At 55.2% G+C, this 19,693-nt stretch carries 19 protein-coding genes; 10 read left to right on the forward strand and 9 right to left on the reverse strand.

Annotation, left to right across the window (positions count from 1 at the left end):
- Window positions 1-14: 14 nt before the first annotated feature.
- Window positions 15-1,022 carry an ornithine cyclodeaminase family protein gene (locus tag BED41_RS14430; protein WP_066747888.1) on the reverse strand — a complete coding sequence of 336 codons (1,008 nt, stop codon included), beginning with the start codon at window positions 1,020-1,022 and terminating at the stop codon, window positions 15-17.
- A 270-nt stretch (window positions 1,023-1,292) separates the two neighbouring features.
- Between BED41_RS14430 and BED41_RS14435 the strand changes: the two genes are divergently transcribed.
- From BED41_RS14435 to dctP (BED41_RS14450), 4 genes are all read left to right on the forward strand, one after another.
- Window positions 1,293-1,979: a FadR/GntR family transcriptional regulator gene (locus BED41_RS14435; protein ID WP_084002496.1), complete on the forward strand. Its 687-nt coding sequence runs from the start codon at window positions 1,293-1,295 to the stop codon at window positions 1,977-1,979.
- Window positions 1,980-2,035: 56 nt separating this feature from the next.
- Window positions 2,036-2,722 carry a zinc ribbon domain-containing protein gene (locus BED41_RS16815; RefSeq protein ID WP_066747895.1) on the forward strand — a complete coding sequence of 229 codons (687 nt, stop codon included), beginning with the start codon at window positions 2,036-2,038 and terminating at the stop codon, window positions 2,720-2,722.
- Between the two features lie 321 nt (window positions 2,723-3,043).
- Window positions 3,044-4,045: a TRAP transporter substrate-binding protein DctP gene (gene dctP / locus BED41_RS14445; RefSeq protein ID WP_066747897.1), complete on the forward strand. Its 1,002-nt coding sequence runs from the start codon at window positions 3,044-3,046 to the stop codon at window positions 4,043-4,045.
- 291 nt (window positions 4,046-4,336) lie between these two features.
- Complete coding sequence (gene dctP, locus BED41_RS14450) at window positions 4,337-5,341, forward strand: TRAP transporter substrate-binding protein DctP (RefSeq protein WP_066747898.1); 1,005 nt, start codon at window positions 4,337-4,339, stop codon at window positions 5,339-5,341.
- A gap of 65 nt (window positions 5,342-5,406) precedes the next feature.
- Here dctP (BED41_RS14450) and BED41_RS14455 read toward each other — a convergent pair whose 3' ends face one another.
- From BED41_RS14455 to BED41_RS14465, 3 genes are read right to left on the reverse strand one after another with little or no spacing between them, the layout of a single operon-like run.
- The gene (locus BED41_RS14455; RefSeq protein WP_229712327.1) at window positions 5,407-6,573 is read right to left on the reverse strand and encodes a UxaA family hydrolase; all 1,167 of its coding nucleotides are present in this window, start codon (window positions 6,571-6,573) and stop codon (window positions 5,407-5,409) included.
- The gene (locus BED41_RS14460) at window positions 6,570-6,863 is read right to left on the reverse strand and encodes a UxaA family hydrolase (RefSeq protein ID WP_066747903.1); all 294 of its coding nucleotides are present in this window, start codon (window positions 6,861-6,863) and stop codon (window positions 6,570-6,572) included. Before BED41_RS14460 ends, BED41_RS14455 begins: the two co-directional genes overlap by 4 nt.
- Before the next feature lie 11 nt (window positions 6,864-6,874).
- On the reverse strand, window positions 6,875-8,851 hold the full coding sequence (locus tag BED41_RS14465) for an FAD-dependent oxidoreductase (RefSeq protein ID WP_066747905.1): 1,977 nt from the start codon (window positions 8,849-8,851) through the stop codon (window positions 6,875-6,877).
- Between the two features lie 208 nt (window positions 8,852-9,059).
- On the opposite strand from BED41_RS14465, the gene BED41_RS14470 reads away from it, so the two are divergent.
- The 3 genes from BED41_RS14470 to BED41_RS14480 all read left to right on the forward strand — a co-directional run bounded on the left by BED41_RS14470 (window position 9,060) and on the right by BED41_RS14480 (window position 10,852).
- On the forward strand, window positions 9,060-9,713 hold the full coding sequence (locus tag BED41_RS14470) for a cyclase family protein (RefSeq protein WP_084002497.1): 654 nt from the start codon (window positions 9,060-9,062) through the stop codon (window positions 9,711-9,713).
- Window positions 9,714-9,761: 48 nt separating this feature from the next.
- Window positions 9,762-10,214, forward strand: coding sequence for a type II secretion system major pseudopilin GspG (gene gspG, locus BED41_RS14475; RefSeq protein ID WP_281691789.1), 453 nt, complete (start codon window positions 9,762-9,764; stop codon window positions 10,212-10,214).
- Window positions 10,215-10,303: 89 nt separating this feature from the next.
- Window positions 10,304-10,852, forward strand: a complete 549-nt coding sequence (locus BED41_RS14480; RefSeq protein ID WP_066747909.1) for a deaminase — start codon at window positions 10,304-10,306, stop codon at window positions 10,850-10,852.
- Window positions 10,853-11,020: 168 nt separating this feature from the next.
- Here BED41_RS14480 and BED41_RS14485 read toward each other — a convergent pair whose 3' ends face one another.
- Both BED41_RS14485 and argH read right to left on the reverse strand, forming a co-directional pair.
- On the reverse strand, window positions 11,021-11,944 hold the full coding sequence (locus tag BED41_RS14485; protein ID WP_066747912.1) for a DUF4198 domain-containing protein: 924 nt from the start codon (window positions 11,942-11,944) through the stop codon (window positions 11,021-11,023).
- Window positions 11,945-12,196: 252 nt separating this feature from the next.
- The gene (gene argH, locus BED41_RS14490; protein ID WP_066747913.1) at window positions 12,197-13,612 is read right to left on the reverse strand and encodes an argininosuccinate lyase; all 1,416 of its coding nucleotides are present in this window, start codon (window positions 13,610-13,612) and stop codon (window positions 12,197-12,199) included.
- Between the two features lie 271 nt (window positions 13,613-13,883).
- On the opposite strand from argH, the gene tnpB reads away from it, so the two are divergent.
- The 3 genes from tnpB to BED41_RS14505 all read left to right on the forward strand — a co-directional run bounded on the left by tnpB (window position 13,884) and on the right by BED41_RS14505 (window position 16,360).
- Entirely contained in the window at window positions 13,884-14,237 is a 354-nt protein-coding gene (gene tnpB / locus BED41_RS14495) for an IS66 family insertion sequence element accessory protein TnpB (RefSeq protein ID WP_066744741.1), read from the forward strand.
- Between the two features lie 70 nt (window positions 14,238-14,307).
- Complete coding sequence (gene tnpC, locus BED41_RS14500) at window positions 14,308-15,963, forward strand: IS66 family transposase (protein ID WP_066744738.1); 1,656 nt, start codon at window positions 14,308-14,310, stop codon at window positions 15,961-15,963.
- 40 nt (window positions 15,964-16,003) lie between these two features.
- Complete coding sequence (locus BED41_RS14505; RefSeq protein WP_229712328.1) at window positions 16,004-16,360, forward strand: nucleotidyltransferase family protein; 357 nt, start codon at window positions 16,004-16,006, stop codon at window positions 16,358-16,360.
- Window positions 16,361-16,436: 76 nt separating this feature from the next.
- Here BED41_RS14505 and BED41_RS14510 read toward each other — a convergent pair whose 3' ends face one another.
- The 3 genes from BED41_RS14510 to BED41_RS14520 all read right to left on the reverse strand — a co-directional run bounded on the left by BED41_RS14510 (window position 16,437) and on the right by BED41_RS14520 (window position 19,692).
- On the reverse strand, window positions 16,437-17,189 hold the full coding sequence (locus BED41_RS14510; protein WP_066747917.1) for a DUF3800 domain-containing protein: 753 nt from the start codon (window positions 17,187-17,189) through the stop codon (window positions 16,437-16,439).
- A 109-nt stretch (window positions 17,190-17,298) separates the two neighbouring features.
- Complete coding sequence (locus BED41_RS14515) at window positions 17,299-18,549, reverse strand: ribonuclease H-like domain-containing protein (RefSeq protein WP_066747920.1); 1,251 nt, start codon at window positions 18,547-18,549, stop codon at window positions 17,299-17,301.
- Window positions 18,550-19,692, reverse strand: a complete 1,143-nt coding sequence (locus tag BED41_RS14520; RefSeq protein WP_066747923.1) for a metallophosphoesterase — start codon at window positions 19,690-19,692, stop codon at window positions 18,550-18,552.
- Between the last annotated feature and the right edge of the window lies 1 nt (window position 19,693).

Consider the following 19,693-nt stretch of genomic DNA (forward strand, 5'->3'; position numbering starts at 1 on the left):
AAGTGATTTTACGACTAAATTTCTACCGCATTATTAAAGACAAAGGACTCGCCAAGGTTCTGTTCCTTTACCTTCTCATAGATCATCGTGGCGACGGCGATGTCCATCGCGCCGGTTCCGATCGGGATGCAGACTATCTTTTCATCCGGCGAGATACGGTATTCCTTTTTACCGCATACCAGCTCTCCGATGGTGGCGCTGATATTCTCTTCCTTGAATTTCCCCGCGTCCACGACGCTCTTCAGCGCCCCTCTGTGCATCGTCTGGCCGACGGAGTCCACGATCACATGGTCGGCTCCCAGAAGAAGCTCGTCCTCGCATTCGGTGAATGAACCCATCGGGAAGATGATTTGTCCCTTTTTGAACCACTCGTTCTTGATAAACTTATTTTTGCCATGCGTCACGGAAACGACAATATCCGTGACCTCCATGACATCTTTGGGATCTTCTTTTATGATAAATTTCGTGCAGACCACCTTCGACATCTCCTCTACAAAGGCTTTCGCCGCCTGGGGATTTATATCGTAGAGGTGGACCTCCTCTATATCAAAGACCTCGTTGAAGGCCATCAGCTGAGTACGGCCCTGCACGCCGGCTCCGAAAAGGCCGAACTTTATCTTTTTCTTGTCCTCGATATACTTCGCGGCGACAGCGGCCTGGGCCCCCGTCCTGTAATTTGTTATCTGAGCGCCGTCCATCACGCAGCGGAATATTCCCGTGGCGGGGTCGAAGAGCAAAATCAGCGCGATGATATAGGGCAGCCCCCACTGCGGGTTGTTCAGCGAACCGCCGACGCACTTGATGCCCGCGCTCTTCTTGCTGTGAATATACGCCGGCATCGCGTTCAGGCCGTTCTTATAGGGCGGCCACTCCGCGTCCTCACCAAGTTCAAGGGTTATTTTTGTCGGACAGACGACCTCGCCGTTGCCCCAGTCGCGAAACGCCTCTTCACAGGCGGCTACCGCGTCTTTCATTGTAAGTAGATTCTCAACGATCTCAGCATTGACCAACTTGCATGGCATTAAAATTACCTCCCTGCTTTTTTTAACCGGCTATAATAACTATAGGATTATCCTACATTTAATTAAACCTGGACCTCATTATATCATTGTGTTTCTTCATGTCAATTAAATTATCTATAATTTATTTTTTCTTGAGAAACACTGTAAAAATAATAAAAAAATAGCCTTACTTGCGATGTTTTATTATATATATCGTCAGATATTCATTAAATATATTTTATATTACGCCTTTTATGATGTTAAAATAAAGATGACGAAAGGAGTGTTTCCATGATTCAGGCTATTTCAAGAGTCACATTGACCCAGTCTATTTTAGACGAGATGCTGAAGCTAATAAAAGATGGAGCATGGGAGCCAGGCGGCAAGATCCCCAGCGAAAATGAGCTTGCATCGGCGTTTTCCGTCAGCAGGAATTCAATAAGGGAAGCTGTAAAGATCTTGAATAATATGAACGTCCTCACCTCCTGTCCAGGGCAGGGAACCTTCCTTGCGGAGGACGCGATAAGCCGCATCCTCTCGCTTGAGGTGATAGATATCGGCTACAGGAACGCCTCCGTAATGGAGATATATGAGATACGCACCCTGCTGGAATCGCAGAGCGCCTATTGGGCGGCCCTGCGGGTGACGGAGAGCGACATCGGCGAGTTAAACGAACTCCTGCGGATGAGCCGCTGCGCCGAGAGCTGCGACATCGCTGAACAAAACAGGATACATTACCTCTTCCACGACACAGTTATCCGTATGAGTAAGAATTCATTGCTGCTGCATATGCTCTCATCAATAAAGGCTGAAATAGACGCGCACCACGCGAGTTTTGACAATCTGCCTCCGGCAGACATCACCAATCTCATCAATGATCAGGAAAAGGTCATAACCGCCATCCTGAATAAAAGACCGGAAGAGGCGCGGCTGGCCATGATCTCTCATCTCGAAAGCGCGATGAGGCTTATAAAATAGTCTTTAAGATATCCGCGGTCTGAAATACCGCGAGACACTGGAATGGAGGAATATAAATGGCTGCGATCGAAGAAAAGGCGGCGGCGCTGCTCGAAAGATGCGAGGTCCTGTCGCTCGCGTCAATAAACGAGGACGGCTTCCCGCGGATCTGCGTGATGAGCAAGGCGGGCAGCGAGGGAATAAGGCGGGTGTTTTTCGCTACGGGCACGAGTTCACGCAAGACGGCCCATTTTATGAAAAACCCTAAGGCCGGAATTTCATACGGCGATGAAAAAGACAGCGTCACCATGACGGGAACGATAAAGATCGTGGAGGACGATGGCTTCAAAAAGAGTCTGTGGAAAGACTGGTATACGGCGCATTTCCCCGGCGGCCCGGAGGACCCTGAATACTGCGTGCTGCAGTTTGACGCGCTGGAGGCAACCATCTATGTCGATGGAGACTTCGTCACCTGGCGCGCCTCCGACGGCAGGTGCCTCTGCCGGTACTGCCAGAGCTGCGGCATGCCGCTGAACTCCGAAGAGCTGTACGGCACGGAGGCCGACGGGAGCAAAAACGGCGACTACTGCCGTTACTGTATGACGGATGGACGGTTCACCGCCGACGTTACGCTGGAGGAGATGATCGAGCTATGCCTCCCTCACATGTCGGCGGCGCACCCGGAGATCACCGCCGGCAGCGCGCGCGAGATGATGCGGCGGCTCCTGCCTGGACTTAAACGGTGGCGGTCGGAGCGGGACTGAAAACGGCATAAACTCCCTGCAGAGGGGAAATTGTTTCTGACTGCCGTGGTTTTTCTATGCAGCGTAACCCAGGGCAAACGCGCCAAGTTTCTTGACGAACATCGAGCGGCCCGCGACGGCTGGTCTGCTGCACGGGCGTTGACGGCGGGCACATGCGTTTGCCCTGCGTGTACATCCTGCGGCATTGGCGCTGCGTTGATATCCATGTTAAAATCGTAACGGTTCCCGGCGAGTTTACCGGCCCTGCGAAAATCACCGAATCCGCGGCGCGGGTAATCAAAATACAGGCAACTCAAATGACATAAAGGAGAGGTTTTTGCTATGAAAAGTTTCAAAAATTCGCTCTGTGTTCTTTTCCTGTTTCTGTTTCTCGCCACATGTTCTGAAGCCGCGGAGGTGAAGCTGCGCTTCGCGGGACAATTTCCCAAGGACCACAGCGCCACCAAATTCATGTATGAGATCGCCGACGGCGTAAAGGCCAAGACGGGCGGACGCGTCGAGATAGAGGTCTTCCCCGCCAACAAGCTCGGCGACTACACGATAATCTATGAGGATTTGATGCGCGGCGCGGTCGACATGGCGCTCATCTCCGTACCCAGCCAGTTCGACCCGCGCCTCGAGCTTGTCTACCTCAACGCCTTCGCAAATTATGACGTGCTGAAAAAAGAATTTCAGCCCGGGAGCTGGCTCTCAAAGAAGATGAACGAATATAACACGCGCCTCGGCGTAAAGTTCCTCGGCTTCAACATCGAGGGGCTCACGGGCATCGCCTCCAAGAAAGCGGTGCGCAAGCCGCTCGACCCCAACGTCAACAAGGGCGTGCTCACACGCGTTCCCTTCATGAATGTCTACAAGTCGGCGGCTGAGGCGCAGGGCTACCGGACAATCGCGCTGCCCTACTCGGACATCGCGCGTTCTATGCAGGACGGCACCTGCGACGCCGTATCCTCGATATCAACGGGCGCGGCGCTGGCGGACCTCGGCGGGATCATGAAATATTGGTACCAGCTTAACTACTCACAGGAGACGGAATCCTACCTCATGAGCGCGAAGAGCTGGGATAAGCTCAGCGAAGAGGACCTTAAGGTGATCTATGCGGAGGTGGCCAAGGCCTCCGCGAAATCCATCGAGCAGGCCCAGCAGAACGATAAACGGAACCTTGAGCAGATGAAGAAAAACGGTGTGCAGGTCTTCACCTACAGCGAGACCGAACTGCTGCCGCTGCGCCGGGCGGTAATGGAGAACTGGAAGCAGCTTGAGCCGGCGATGGGCGTTCAGCTCATGAACGAGGCGAGGAAACATTTTCCAATAAAGGAAAAATAGGCCGAAAAAGCAAATAAAACATGGTAAGGGGCCTTTGCTGCGTTTAGTTACGCGGCAGGGCCCCTATAATTTATGTTTTCACTTCATTATCATTTACCAATCCGCGTCAATCAGGCCTTAAAAGGACAAATACGCCTTTATTGCTCTGGCAGAACATATAAATCTATGATATAAAGAAAAAAGTGCATTTTTAAACTGCGCCTCCGTTCAAAAAGAGATACCGCAAATTACAGCGGTCCCAAGGAACCGCCGTGAAACAAGAAACAAAGAGAAAGGAAAGAATAATCCGCTATGACAGGTCTAAAAAACACACTCTGTTCAGTAATGCTGCTCATCTTTATTTCTTCTCCCGCCGCGGCCGCGGAGATCACCCTGCGTTTCGCAGGACAGTTTCCCGAGGAGCACAGCGCCACTAAGCTGATGCGCGAGATCACCGACGGCGTACAGTCAAGGACCGGCGGGCGCATAAGCATAGAGGTCTACCCCGCTAACGTGCTGGGGGACTACACGATCATCTACGAGGACCTTATGCGGGGGGCTATCGACATGGCGCTGATATCCATCCCCAGCCAGTTCGACCCGCGTCTCGAGCTCGTCTACCTCAACCCCTTCGTCAACTATAACGCGGTCAAAAAGGCTTTCCGCCTTGACAGCTGGCTCTCTCAGAAGATGGATGAGTACAACACGCGCCTCGGCGTAAAACTGCTGGGCTTCAACATCGAGGGGCTAACAGGCATCGCCTCGGTCAAACCGATAAACGACCCGCTGGCCCCTGAGTCCAACAAGGGTGTTCTCGTGCGCGTCCCCCTTATGCACATATACAAAGCGGCAATCGAGGCCCAGGGATACCGGACAGTCTCGGTGCAGTACGCCGACGCCGCCCGCGCGCTGGAAGAGGGGCGGTGCGACGCCGTATCTTCAATATCCGCGGACGCGGCCTTCACCAACCTCAAGGGCACCATGAAATATTGGTACCAGCTAAACTACTCGCAGGCGGTGGAACCCTACCTTATGAGCGCCAAGACCTGGGACAGGCTCAGCGAAGAGGATATCGCGATAATCTACGGCGAGGTGGGGCGCGCCTCGGCAAAATCCATCGCTCAGGCGAAACAGAACGACAGGAGAAACCACGAGCTAATGCGGCAAAACGGCATAGAGGTCTTTACCTACAGCGACGCCGAGCTGCTGCCGCTGCGCCGGGCGATAGCGGAAAACTGGAAAAACCTCGAGCCCGTGATGGGCCGCCAGCTTATGAACGACGCCCGGAAACATTTTCTGATAAACGTGAAGCATTAGTCCTTCGCATACGGCAAAGGAGGGGCCTCCCACAACGGGAAGGCCCCTCCTGATTATTCTGTACCCTAGCCGCAGCTGTGGCGCTGGTTTACAAAGACGACGCCTGATTCGTTTATCTCGGCCTTCGTCTCCCTGCCGCCGCAGACCGCCACCGTAAGATCCAGCAGCTCTCCGCTAAGCTCGCAGACGCTTTTTTCGCCGCTGATACTCGCCGAGGTGTCAAAATCTATCATGTCGTTATGTTTTTCAAAGGTCGCCCGGTTGCCGGTAATCTTTATCACCGGCGCGATGGGGCTGCCGAGCGGGTTCCCCATCCCCGTGGTGAAGGCCACCACCTGCGCGCCGCCCGCGATCTTCGCGGTGATCGAACCGCAGTCGTAGGCCGTAGTGTCCATGTAATAGAGCCCGTGTCCCCTGATATATTCGCCGGAGGCCAGCACCCCCTCGAACGGGCGGGTTCCGCTCTTATGTATACAGCCGAGGGACTTCTCCGAAAGCGTCGTGAGGCCGGCGGCGATGTTTCCCGGCGTCGGGTTCGTCAGCCGGATGTCGGCGCCGGTCTGTTCCTTTATGTCGCGGTCCCATTTCCTGACCATCTCGCGGAGGCGGCGTCCGACCTCCGGCGTGCGGCCGCGCGCGAGCAGGATATTTTCCGCGCCGATCGCCTCCGAGGTCTCGCTGAGTACCACCGTGGCCCCCATATCGACAAGGCGGTCTGAAAGATCTCCCAGCACGACGTTGGCCGATATCCCGGAGGTGGGGTCAGAACCGCCGCACTCAAGAGCGAGAATCAGCTCCGAGATATCGATCTCTTCGCGCTCCAGCCGCCGCGCCTCCTCGACAAGCCCTCCGGCGATCTTCACCCCCGCGGCAACCGCGCCGCCGACGCCGCCCTCTTCATGGATGGAGATGTAATGCAGAGGCTTGCGGCTCTTCGCCAGGACCGCCTCCATATAGAGCCCGCGCTGCGTCGCCTCGCAGCCGAGGCCGACGATGAGCGCGCCGTAGACATTGCCGTTGGCGAGGAGGCCGGAGAGCACCTCCAGCGTATGTTCGGTATCCGAGGGCGACTGCCCGCAGCCGTTATGATTATATAAAAAGGTCGTCCCAGGGACGGCGCTGACGATCTTCTGCGCCGCCGACGAGGAACAGAGCACTCCCGGCATGACGACGACGAGGTTGCGCACCCCCGCGCGGCCCTCCGGCCGCCGGTATCCGAGAAACTTCATCATCGGCCCTCCTCTTCCATATCCGTCAGGTTGTGGCTGTGGACATGGGCCCCCGCGGGAATATCCCGCGTCGCGTGTCCGATCCGCTCTCCATACTTGAGGACCGGCTCTCCCGCGCGTATGGGCAGCAGCGCTATCTTATGGTAAATGGGAATGTCGTCCGCCGCTGTGATCTCCATCATATCGCCGCCGTTCATGTAGGCAAGCACCTCGCCCCGCCTGACGGGGCGGTTGACGATCGCGACGGAGTCCCTGATGGAGACCAGTATCGCGTCTATTTTTTTCTGCGCCAAAATATCCGACCTCAGTCCTTCAAAAGTTTTATCTCGGCGACGGCGGCGGCCAGCTGGCCCTTCCTCATCACGTCGCCGCCCTGGAAACGCTGGAGGACGCCCTCATATCTCTTTGCGTCATCTCCAAACAACTCGCTGAGCCACTGGCTAAAATCGTCGAGGGTCACCGGCGCTTCATATTCGCGCTGAGGAAATTCCATCCGCCCGAAGGCGCGGCGAAAGGCGTCGCGCACCTCGAGCCAGTGCATCTCCTGATCCACGCCGTATATCGTTTCGGAGGCCGGGTCCATGTAGTCATATATCATCGAGAGTTCGACGCCGCGCCACCAGAGCGAATCCACGGGTACGTCATCAAAGTTGAAGAGCGAGAGCTTGTCCTTCGCCTCAAGTAGACGCCACTGGACGTCGAGCGGGTGCACCATGCGCGGTTCGACATTCTGCCGCACCGCCTCGGCGGCAAGCGCGCCGGCGGCCTGGCCGGTCAGCATCGTGACGGGCTGAAGACGCGTCGAACCGTTGACGATGCGCGAGACCGAAATATTCTTCTCCGCGGCAAGCAGCCCGTCGACCTTCTCGGGGATCAGCACTCCCATCGGTATCTGAAAGAGACCGCCCTTCCACTCCGTATCCGCCGGTATCTCCTCCGCGTTCTCGCCAAGGTCCCGGTCGAGATACTGGGGCTCGCGCAGGCCGTGGATATCGGTGGGATACTCGCCCAGCGCGATGCTGTAAGGATTCGTCTTGAGCATACGTCTCAGCACCCGGTCACGCTCTACATCCTTGACCGTCATCGTCGTCACGCCGACGATGCGGCGGCTCTCACGCACATAAGGGAAGGGGGGAAAATGCGTCAGCACGGGCACGAACTCCGCCGGCATCTCCTTCCAATCCCGCCAGTTATTGCTGAAATACCTGCCGTATCCCTGGCGGTCATCCACCGACCAGTCCTCCATGCCGAGCTCCGTCTGCATATAGAATATAAAGGCAAGCGTCTCCGCCATCGCCCGGCGCTCCGCCTCACGGCGGAACTTCTTATCCTCAAGATACTTCACCGGCATTCCAGCCGCGCCGAACTTCCGTCCGGGATAATCGTTAGCCCAGTTCACACCGGTACGTGATATCAGCGGCCACGTCCCGGAGAGACCGCCGTCTATCCTTTCACGGTCGGGGTTGGTGATATCCGGCATCGCGCGGTAGGCGTTATGCACCGGCACGTTGAAGGGATACTCCCCCGGCCACCAGCTGCCGTCCTTCGTAATCACCTTGCGGAAATGGGGCAGAAAATCCTCGTATCCGGGAGGACGCCTCGTCAGCCGCAGCTCCGGCGGCAGTCCTTCGGGATACCTCTTGACCACCGCGACATAGGTGATATCCTGAATCACGCTCTCCTTGTCCACCTTAGGCGCAATGCTGTTGCCTACGCGGTAGCGCGCGCCGGTGAGGGGGATAAAATCGCCGGTCTCGGTGGCGTCGATAAAGACCTTCGCCGCTATCGTCATCTTTTCGCCGCCGCTTTCTATGAGAGCTGAGACGACCCTGTTTTTCTCCGTCTTGGCCTTCAGCACGCGCGACTCAAGAAAGAGAGATACCCTGCCGCTCTCCTTTATCATATCCGTAAGGATCTTCTGCCCCACCCAGGGTTCAAAGGAGATCGTATCAGAGCCCCAGTAGCAGAGATTCACTGGCGTGTTCCGCTGTGCGTAATACTCGCGTACGCGCGTGATAAATTCGTTGTATATCCCAGTGCGCGTACGGCGCACATCGTCCATCGTCGAGACCGCGGCGCCTGTCATCTGGCCGCCGATCCAGTCCGATTCCTCTATAAGCGCGACATCCATCCCCATGCGCGCGGCCTGGATCGCCGCCGCCGAGCCGCCGGTCCCCGCTCCGATCACCGCGACGTCAAAGCGCAGAACATCGGCGGCGAAGGCATTGTCCGATGACATCGTCAAAAAAAATATTATTGAAGTGATTAAAAAGGTGAGCACAGAAATTCCTCCAAGTTCTAGTAGCTTAGCCATAACTTTTTAATTATACTATGGTCGGCGGATTTATTACACATCTTTGCCTAAGGTAAAAAGGCTGAATATTATTCTGTATAGTTCAGCCAGTATGTATATATTTTTCGCCAATTCAGCACACCGGCAAAAACATGCGGCGATAAAAGACGCATAAAACCGGCGACTGCTTGGGAGGATGAACGATTTGCGCGTAATAGACTTAGGCTGGCCAATCGAGGACTCTATGCAGGTATTTCCGGGAGACATCTCCCCTGAGATCAAAGAGCTTACGAAAATTGAGGATGAGGGGTGCCGCTCCAAAAAAATCATAATATCCTCGCATACCGGCACACACATGGACGCGCCGGCCCATATGCTCGCAGGCGGCGCATGCCTCGACGAACTGCCCAGCGAAACCTTTTTCGGCTTTGCGGTGATCGCCGACGTCAGCGGCTGCGCGGGACGCGAGATAGAAATATCCGACCTCGGCCTCACCAGGGAGGAGATGGCGGCGGCCGATTTTTTGCTGCTCCACACCGGCTATTGTGACAAGATGGGAGAGGACGGCTATCTTGAAGGATTCCCCGTACTCTCGCAGGCGGCGGCGCGCGCCCTCGCGGAACAGGAGCTCAAAGGGATCGGCGTCGACGCTATATCGGTAGACCCCGTTAAAAGCGCGGAATGCCCCGTGCACAAGACAATTCTAGGAAACGGCATGGTCGTCCTGGAAAACCTGCGCGGACTGCGGCAGCTCCCCTTCAAAACCCCCTTCTGCCTCACGGCGCTGCCGCTGGCGCTCAAAGGTGCCGACGGCGCGCCGGCGCGCGTCATGGCCGTGCTTGAAAAATAGCGTGCTGGAGGTTAATATGGATACGGTGATATACAAAGAACTCTGGAGGTGCGTACATTGAGAGACAACGATAAAAAACTGCTGAAAAAAAGACGGGGCTTTACCCTGATCGAGATCATGGTCGTCGTCGTCATCATCGGCCTGCTCTCCGCGCTCGTCGGGCCGCGGCTCATGGGACAGAGCGACGAGGCGAAGCGCAAGACGACCCAGACACAGATCGCCCAGCTTGAACAGGTTCTCGGCCTCTACTACCTCGACAACGGCTTCTATCCGACCACCTCCCAGGGGCTGGAGGCTCTTGTAAAAGAACCCACGATGCCGCCAGAACCGCTGAACTACAAAAAAGGCGGCTACATGAAAAAGGTCCCGAAGGACGCCTGGGGGCGCGAATTTGTCTACACCGCCCCGGGAGAGCACGGCGACTTTGACATCCTCTCCTACGGCGCGGACGGGCAGGAGGGCGGCAGCGGCGCAAACGCCGACATCACGAATTGGGAATAAAGGGCGGCGCAGCGTCTGAAAGCTTCCCGGATTTTGTCCGGAGGGCAAATTAACTGACGTGCGCCTCCGGCGAGAAGGATGTGGATATAATGAACAAACCGCAGCTGATACTTAAAGCGATCAAAGAAAACCTCATACCGCTCACACAAAAAGAGGTGACGGCCGGCAACCACGTATTCGGCGGCCTTGTGCTCGATAAAGAGAGCTGCCGGGTGATAACCGCCGGCAGCAACAACCGTCAGGCCAACCCTATCTACCACGGCGAGATCGACACCATTCAGCGATTCTTCGCCGACGGCGACCATCCAAACCCCGCGGACTGCATCTTCGTCGCGAGCCACGACCCCTGCTCCATGTGCATCTCGGCGATCTCCTGGGCCGGTTTCCATGAGATATGGGTGCTCTTCGGCTACGACGACGTCGAAAAAGAGTTTGGCATGCCCGTAGACATCATGATGTACAAAGAGGTCTTCGGCGCGGAGGGCGCGACGGACTATAATAAGTTCTTCCGCAAATACTACCTCAAAAAAGAGGCGGCGAAGCAGGAAAACGCCGCCGAACTGAGGAAAGAGATCGCGGAGATAGAAAAACTCTACGGAGAGATGCGGGTGGAGGACTTCGACTACCCCGGAATGTGATCAGGCATATCGGCGTCCCTCAAATGAGGGGCGCTTTTTTTGTTATCCTAGGCAGGGAATTCCCCCGATATAGACGGCGAAACCGCGCCCCAGCACAAAAAGCGCGGCGCCTCTCACGTAAAGAGACGCCGCGCGATACCGTCAGAAACATCATGTGACAGGCAGATCCTACCTTTTATTATTCTTTATCCTCTTCTTTATTACGGGCGCCAGGGAAAGCCCCAGGAGGACAAGAAGGGGCGGCAAGGCCGACGCAGCGTTGCAGCCGCCGCTGCCTCCGCCGGAGCGTTCCTTCGCTTCAAAGGAGAGCGTCGTCGAGCAATAGGTCTTATTTCCCAGGTCCAGCATTGCCGCGACTGTGTTCCTTCCCGCGGAATCGGGGGTATAGGTAAATATGCCATCTTTATCGCTGTGCGTCTCAAGTTTTTTGAGATTTTCAGGCCCCTCCTCGCCCTTAACGATGGGAGTGGTCTCATTTCCATATTCTATCTCCGCCCCCTCGCGCGGGCTCCCTTTATAGAGCAGTTTGAACTTGATCGGCACGCCGACCGTGGCCATGGCGAGATCGGACAGGGGAATGATCTCCGCCACTTCGCCGCCCCCGACCGCTTTCGTTGAATGACCGTCGGCGGCGGCGTTGAAGATATGCTTGCTGTAACCCGTATAGACCATCTGTCCCGGAATATTCAGATTGGTGCGGCAGGCGGCGATCACCGTCCCCTCCTTACCGATCGTGGCGACCGCGCGGCGGGAGTCGATCCCTGTGACCTCGTCGCCGTCGGGGTCGTCGTAGGCGGCAAAGAGGCTTGTCAGGTCTGTCTCCGTGCCATCCTTATAAATCAGCCTGCCGTTCAGCATGTCAGCGTCGGGATCCAACTTCATGAAGCTGTAATCATACTGGGCCTGCTTTGTGATGTGTGTAAAAGAGACGATGACGGAATGTTCATTTCCTACCCCTGTGCGGGAGACCTTTGGTATGACGCTGAAATAATGAGCATCCGCCGCCGGCGGGCAGACGAACAGCGCGCATATGAGGGCGAGAGCACCCGCGCCCGACTTATATTTCGCAGCCATTTTGAACAGCCTTTCCATAGTATATAATACCTCCTGAAGTTATTTAGTTAGCATATGCTAACTAAATAACTTATAACATTTAACTTTTCAGATGTCAATAACGGCTCAGGGAAATAATAAATTTCTGCTTTTCATTTTTGATTCAGCTCATACCAGGCAGCACATATGGCATAGTCGTGAGAAGCTGTATTTTCATAAGCCTGTAAGGCCTCGCGCCGGAGAACAAAAAAGGAGCCTCAGCGAGGCCCCCTTTCGTCATGTCGAAGTTTTTTACAGCATATCGGGGAGTTTGTCCTTGTATTCCGCCATCTCGCTTTCGTATGCCGCGAGCCTTTCGCGCGCGCGCGCGATCTGCGCCCGCACCTGCCGCGGGGAAGTACCTCCGGCGGTATCGCGGCGCTCCATCGAACGCCGCGGCGAGAGCAGCGGCAGCAGCCCCTCCTCCGCCTCCGGTATCAGCGCCTGCCACTCCGCAAGCGTCAGCTTGTCCATCGGCCGCCCCTGTTCAAGACACCAGCGCACGGCGTGTCCCACCTTTTCGTGGGCGCTGCGGAAGGGTACGCCGCGCAGCACCAGGTATTCCGCGACGTCGGTGGCGAGGATGAGGCCGTCGGCAAAGCCGCGGCCGGCCCTTTCCTCGTCTATCTCCACCTGCGAGAGCAGCGCCGGTAATACGGAAAAAATCCCCTTAAGACAGTCAAGGGTGCGGAAGAGGCTGCGCTTATCGTCCTGTAAATCACGGTTATAGGTGAGAGGTATACCCTTCGTCATCGTCAGCAGATCGACGAGCGCGCCCGAAAGCTGCCCCGCCTTGCCGCGCAGAATCTCCAGCACGTCGGGATTCTTCTTCTGCGGCATAATGCTGGAGCCGGTGCAGAATGAGTCCGGCAGCTTGACCCAGCCGAATTCGGTGGTGAAGTAGATGATGAGATCCTCGGAGAGACGGCTGGTGTGGCCGCCGAATACCGCCGCGAAGTAAAGTATATCCAGGAAATGGTCACGGTGGGCGACGGTGTCCATGCTGTTTTCCGTGAGACGCGAGAAACCCATGTCGGCGCGCGTAAATTCGCGGTCAAGCGGCAGAGTGGAACCGGCGAGCGCCCCGCAGCCGAGCGGCGATTCGTCTACCGCCTCGTAGGCTGCGGAAAGCCGCTTCGCGTCGCGCATAAAAGCCTGCGCGTGCGCCATCCAGAACTGTCCCATTGAGATGGGCTGCGCCTGCTGAAGATGCGTGTAGCCGGGCACGACTACATCGGCGTGCTCCTCGGCCTTTTTGAGAAGCACGGAGATCAGCGCCTCAAGCCCCGCCCATATCCCCAGCAGCTCTTTGCGCAGGTATAGCCGCACGGTGGTGTTGACCTGGTCGTTGCGGCTGCGCCCCATGTGAAGCCGCGCGCCCGTCGCGCCGCATTTTTCGATGAGGCGCGACTCAATGTTCATATGCACATCCTCAAGCGAGACCTTAGGCGTAAAGTCTCCGCTCTTTATCTCTTCCGCAATTTCGCGCAGATTCTTTTCTATCGTCTCAGCCTCTTTCGCGTCAAGCAATCCGGTGTGCGCGAGCATCCTCACATGCGCGATGCTCCCGCGGATATCCGCCGCGGCCATGCGCCAGTCAAGGTCCAGCGACTGGGTAAAGTTTATTACGGCCTCATCTGTATCCTGTGCAAAACGGCCCTTCCACATCAGGGGCAGCTCTCCCTTCAAGTTATCCGGCAAGTGTCGAATTCGTGTAAATTTGGCATGAATTATACATCATTTCGCCTATTATATGAAAATAGAAGAAATGGCGGCCCGCTGTTATAATAGAATAAAGTGGGCGAAAAATATGGCCGAGATCTCATATACGGATAAAATATACACGATAGACGGTAAGCGTCAAAACCCCCGTACCTATAAATTAAGCCCAAAAGCTCGTAAACTCCTTTCATCAATCAGCACCGAAGGGAGCAGTTTTATGATCGAGAGCGGTAATAAAGATATATATATTGTCTGCGGCGCTACGGATATGCGTAAGGGTGTCGACGGTCTGGCTGCCATCGTAAATTTCAGGCTTGCCTGTGATTTCAGCGGTACGTCTATGTTTATCTTTTGTAATAAGAGCCGTAACAGGGTGAAGATCATCGAGTGGGACGGCGACGGTTTCTGGCTGTATCAGAAGAGGCTTGAACGCGGTACTTTCCCGTGGCCTGCGGAGGGGAGTGTGAAGAGGATGGTTATCACTAAGGATGAATTTTCCTGTCTGTTTTCAGGCACTAAGCTGCGCCGCAGACTCAGTATGGACGAGGTTTTCCCCGAGGTGACGGCGTAAGGTAATAGTCGAAAATAGCAAGATGTTAGTATTACTGTAATTAAGGCGTATTTTCCTGTATCATAATCTTATGGAAGAGCTTATACGTGAACTGGAAGAGTTGAAGAATAAATATGCGGAGCTTGAGGAAAAGAATTCCGGTCTTGAGCTTGAACGACAGAAGCTGGAGAAGAAGGTCGCTTATTATGAAGAGTGCCTGAGGCTGAGCCGTCACAGGCAGTATGCGAGTTCAAGCGAGAAGAGCGAAGCGGATTCCCGTCAGCTTCTTCTTTTTGACGAGGCGGAAAATGAGTCGGACGTCAAAAAGCCGGAGCCCACGGTTTGTGAGATAACATATACAAGAAGAAGCCGTAAAGGCGGATCAAAGCCGGAGGATGATTTTGAGGATCTCCCCACGGAGAGATTGGAATACACCCTTTCGGAAGAAGAGCGGTCCTGTCCGGAATGCGGCGGCAAAATGCATCTTATAGGATATGATGAAAGACGCGAGATAGAGATCATCCCGGCCAGCGTAAAGGTCGTGGTCCATGCCCAGGGAATATACGGCTGCCGCCGATGCGAGAGAGAAAACACGCATGTTCCGATAAAAAAGGCGGATGTTCCTGCTCCGGTGATAAAGGGAAGTGCCGCCTCCGCGTCGTCTATAGCACACATCATGACGCAGAAATACATGCAGGGAGTGCCGTTATACCGCCAGGAACTCTCGTTCATGAAAGAGGGAATAAAACTTAGCAGACAGACGATGGCGAACTGGCTTCTGCGTGCAGGGAAAGAGTGGCTGTACCCGCTATACAATGAAATGCGCCGTAAACTTCTGGAAGAAGAGATACTCCATGCGGATGAAACAGAGATACAGGTACTGCGTGAACCCGGAAGGGCTTCACGTACCAAATCCTACATGTGGCTGTACCGTACCGGAAAATACTCCGCTTACCCCGTCGTCTTATTTCAATACCAGGAAACCCGTTCAAGCTCACACCCCATAAAATTCCTCAACGGCTTCAGAGGCTGTCTGCACACAGACGGCTATGCGGGATATGGCAGACTCGGTGCAGAAATTCGCCGCTGTGGCTGCTGGGCCCATGTGAGAAGAAAATTTCACGAAGGGATACAGGCGGTTCCACAAGAAGAACAACCAACCTGCGCCTCACAGAAAGGACTTGAATACTGTGACAGACTCTTCTCTCTTGAACGTGACTATGCAAAACTGACGCCGGAAGAGCGCCGTGTCAAAAGACTTGAACAAAGCAAGGCGGTAACGGACGCCTTCTTCGCGTGGGTCTCGAACACCCCCGCCCTCCCCAAATCGGCACTCGGAAGGGCTCTGCACTATGCCCTTGAACAGAGGCCGTTACTTGAGACCTTCTACCTTGACGGCAGATTAGAAATCTCCAACAACATGGCGGAACGAAGCATAAAACCATTCGTCATAGGCAGAAAAAACTGGCTCTTTTCCTGCTCCCCCAAAGGAGCGGAAACCAGCGCGGTAATCTACTCAATAATAGAGACGGCAAAAGAGAACCACCTCAAACCATACGAATACCTCAAATACATCCTTGAAAACATGCCCAACACGGCACCGGAGCGATACCATACCATCCTGCCCTGGAGCAAAGAACTTCCATGTCACTGTAAATTGAAAGAGCAGACTGATTCAACGGCCGGCGACAACGACGAATCCTGTGACCATGCCTCTGATGCCGGAGTCAACGACTCTGCTGAATGATAATATAATAGATCTGATTATTGGCGTAGGTACGGTATATTTGACGCTTACGATAGACGAGATAAAAGAGCTCGTCGCACCGGTTGCCGCAAGGTATGATATCGAGGCGATATATCTCTTCGGTTCCTATGCGCGCGGCGAAGCTGAGGCAAACAGCGACATCGATCTGCGGGTGGAGGCCAGCCGTATAAAGAGCCTGATGACCTTCGGCGGGTTATACTCCGATCTGGAAGAGGCGCTCGCCAAAAAGCCGGATCTGCTGACGACAAAAAATCTGGATGATGGTCTCCTGGAAGAGCTTGAAAAAGACGAGGTGTTGATCTATGTTCCACGTGGGAAATATCTACGTCCCATGTTAAGAATAAAAGGGGACAGCCTTTCGACTGTCCCTCGCTGAACGAACCAGTAGGCACGTAAATGGAAGCAGAAGCTCCATAACAGCATATTCAGTATAGTAAAAACAACTCTTGATGTCAAACGTCATTTCTCACCTTATATAATCCATAAATGGTTTTGCCATTATTTCTGAAATCTCGTGAGCACCCCCGAATGATTTCATAATATTCTTGGACTTTAGACTTGAATAAAAGTTTTTTGTCATCTAGTCCGGACTGTTTCTCCAACAACGTGTAATAGTTTCTCAGGATACCCGCGCCCACATCGGCCGCTTGGATTCCCTCCGTCATCTCAGAGTCCACGAAAAGCGGAAATTCTATTATATTGCCCAAAGAGGAGCCTTTCAGGGACTTATACAGATAATCGCTGAAAGCAAACGCCATATTCCTGTCCGTGTTTTTATAGCTATAGTCTATAAGGATCAAAGCCTGTTTTTTCTCAGATTTTGCCAGGTAATTGATTCGTTCCAGAAGAAGTTTATAATGTTTGGGCAAATATCCGCCCCCGCTCTCAAAAGGTTTCAGTCCGAGAACGGTATTCTTTGCTGAAAAGGCAAAAAATGTAAATTCTCTCAGCACCTCGTGTACATATCTGTCAATAAATGTATATTTTTTACTGAATGGCTCTCCATTCTGCGCCAGCGTACTAGCGTTGATAAAGGACTGAGCCTTTATTTCCTGTCTTTCGTTTTCCAGGATACCTTTCTTTAAATTATAAATTTGGGAAAGCAGGGAGGGAATTTTAGCTTTTCTGATTACCGCCGCTGTGGTAACAACATATTGTTCTTCTTTTGAATTCATGTCCCCTGACGTATCGATAAAAGCATACATGCTCTACAGGCTTCCCTTCAAATTCGTTAAATAAAAAAACGGCTTTTTCATTATATCATATTTGTAAGGGTAAGAACCTCACGGGAAGACCTGCTTGGTAAAAGCGCCTTCATAACTCTCCGCCATCGCCGGGAAATACATCTTCGCCGCACTCTTTGGCGGCAAGCTTTCTTTTTAACCTCTCTATCCGGTGCAGGAGGTTTTTTCTATCCTCCTCCCACTGGCGGTCTTTGAATATTCGGTGGCTCTCAAGCCATCTCAGCGCCTCCGTGGCGTGGGCCAGGGCGTCACCGCAGCGGCGGAAGCGGTGTTCCTCTATCTTCGCCATCGTCTCCAGCGTGCGCACGGGGCGGCGCTCCGTCTCGAGCGATTCTTCGTAGTAGCGGTAGGCGGCCTCGTAGTTTCCCGCGGCGCGTTCGGCCTCCGCGAGGCGCAGCAGCGCGAAGTGACGGTCGTGACGGAAGTCGAGCGCCCCCTCCCAGGCCGCGCGCGCCTCCTCCTGAAAGCCCTTCGCGGCCCAAAGGTCGCCCGCGCGTATCATATCGGCCGCGCAGGAACATTCTCCGCGCGCCATCTCCGCGATATGTATCTGCAGCGCCGCAAGCGAAACTATGTCCAGTGTGTTATGGTAGAAGATGCCGCGCAGCGGCCCCGCGTCCTGCGTGCGCAGGAACTGGGTGTACATCCAGGGTATTTCACTGCCGGGAACATCCTCGCCGCTGCGGCGCAGACCAAGGACGTTCCTCTCTATCGACGAGAGCGAACAGGATGAGAGCCGTCCCTTATAAAAGTGGCGCGAGAGGGAGAGCAGGTCCATATGCGGCGCGCCGCCCCACGAGGGTACCGCGCGGGCCAGCGTATAGCGCGTGCGCAGCAGCGGCAGGTCGAAGGCGCGCCCGTTGTACGTCACAAGGCCATAATGTTCCGGCAGCTCCGCCTCGATCGCGGCGAGCCAGCTCCGCTCCCAAGCGGGCCCGGCCAGAAAAAGCTGCACGACGCGGAAAGAATCCTCACCACAGAGCCCCAGCCCGATAAGAAAGGCGTAGGTGCCCGTGCCGCCCGATAGTCCGGTCGTCTCGGTGTCGAGAAAGACGGGAACGGCGTCCCCGCCCCAATGACGCAGCGTCCGCCCGCTCTCCGCGGGAGAGGCTAGCATCTTCTTGCCGTACCAGCGGCCATAGGCGAACTCGCGCTCCATGCGATAGACACCGCGCGCGATCCAACGCCCCTCCGGCAGCCCTTCGATGTCAAGCTCTTTAGGCAGGGAGGCGGGATTCGGCTTTATCCTTCCCTCCGCCTTCGGCAGAAGGCCGTCAAGCCGTCCGAATTTTTCCGGGTTATCTCTCTGAGGGCGCGCCAATTATCTTCTCACCAGATCTATCACCACAATCTCCGGCGGGGCCATGAGCCTCACGGGAGGCCCGACATATCCCGCGCCGTTGCTCGTATAGAGCATACTGCCCTTTTGAAGTTTTTTAAAGCCCCGTGAATGACCGCGAAAAAAAAGCCGCGAGGATAGAAGCGGAAAGAGCTGGCCTCCGTGCGTATGGCCCGAGAGCTGGAGGTCGAACATTCCCTGCGTGCCGATCTCTACGACGGGGCGGTGGCGCAGCAGCAGCATAAACTTGTCGCGGAAACGGCTCCGCGTATTGACGATCACCGTCTCCGAGCGGGACAAACCCCATTTGTCCTCGCGGAGGTGGTCGCGGTCGTCGACGCCGACGACGACGATGCCGCCGGCACAGACCGCCTCCGTACTCAGCACGCGCATCCCCGCGCGGCGCATGAAGTCCAGAGCCCTGTCGATGTCGTCATAATAGTCGTGGTTGCCGGTGACGGCGTAAACCCCGTACCTCGGCCTGATGCGGCGGAACATCGCGATCTCGCGCCCACGCCCCTCAAGGCGGCCGTCGGCGACGTCGCCCGTCACCACCACCATATCCGGTTCCGCCTCACGCACGCGCCGCAGTATCTGCGCGAGCAGCGCGACGCCGGTGTAGGGGCCGAGGTGGAGGTCCGTCAGCTGCACGATGCGCAGCCGCTCCTCGCCGGGCGGCAGTTTTTCCGTCTCTATCGTGATCTTCGTCGTCTGTATCGTGTGGGCCTGCTTCACTCCCAGCGCGATGAGACCGGCGGAGAGGGCGAAAGCGGCCGCCAGCTCAGCCCATACGGGCATTATCTCTCTTCCCATGATCAGCCCGGCCAGCTCTAAGACGAGAAGGGCGAAAAAGCTATAGAGCACGAAAAGCAGCCAGAGGCTGCCGGCCCGGTCCGTCCAGCGGCGCAGCTGAGCATGGTGGAGGCGTTTTGTGCGACGTGCAAGATATGAGAGCCCCGTCATCGCGCCGCAGGACATCAGCCAGATAACTCCGGCGGTTCCCCCCGGCTGCGCCTCGTTTATCTTAAAGAATATGTATATGCAGATAACCGTGACGATGGCGGCGCAGACCACCCAGAAGGCGGGATGTTCGGAGAAGCGCCGCGAGTAGACCCTGTCGTTCATG

It is taken from the genome of Cloacibacillus porcorum (assembly GCF_001701045.1).
GTDB lineage: Bacteria > Synergistota > Synergistia > Synergistales > Synergistaceae > Cloacibacillus > Cloacibacillus porcorum.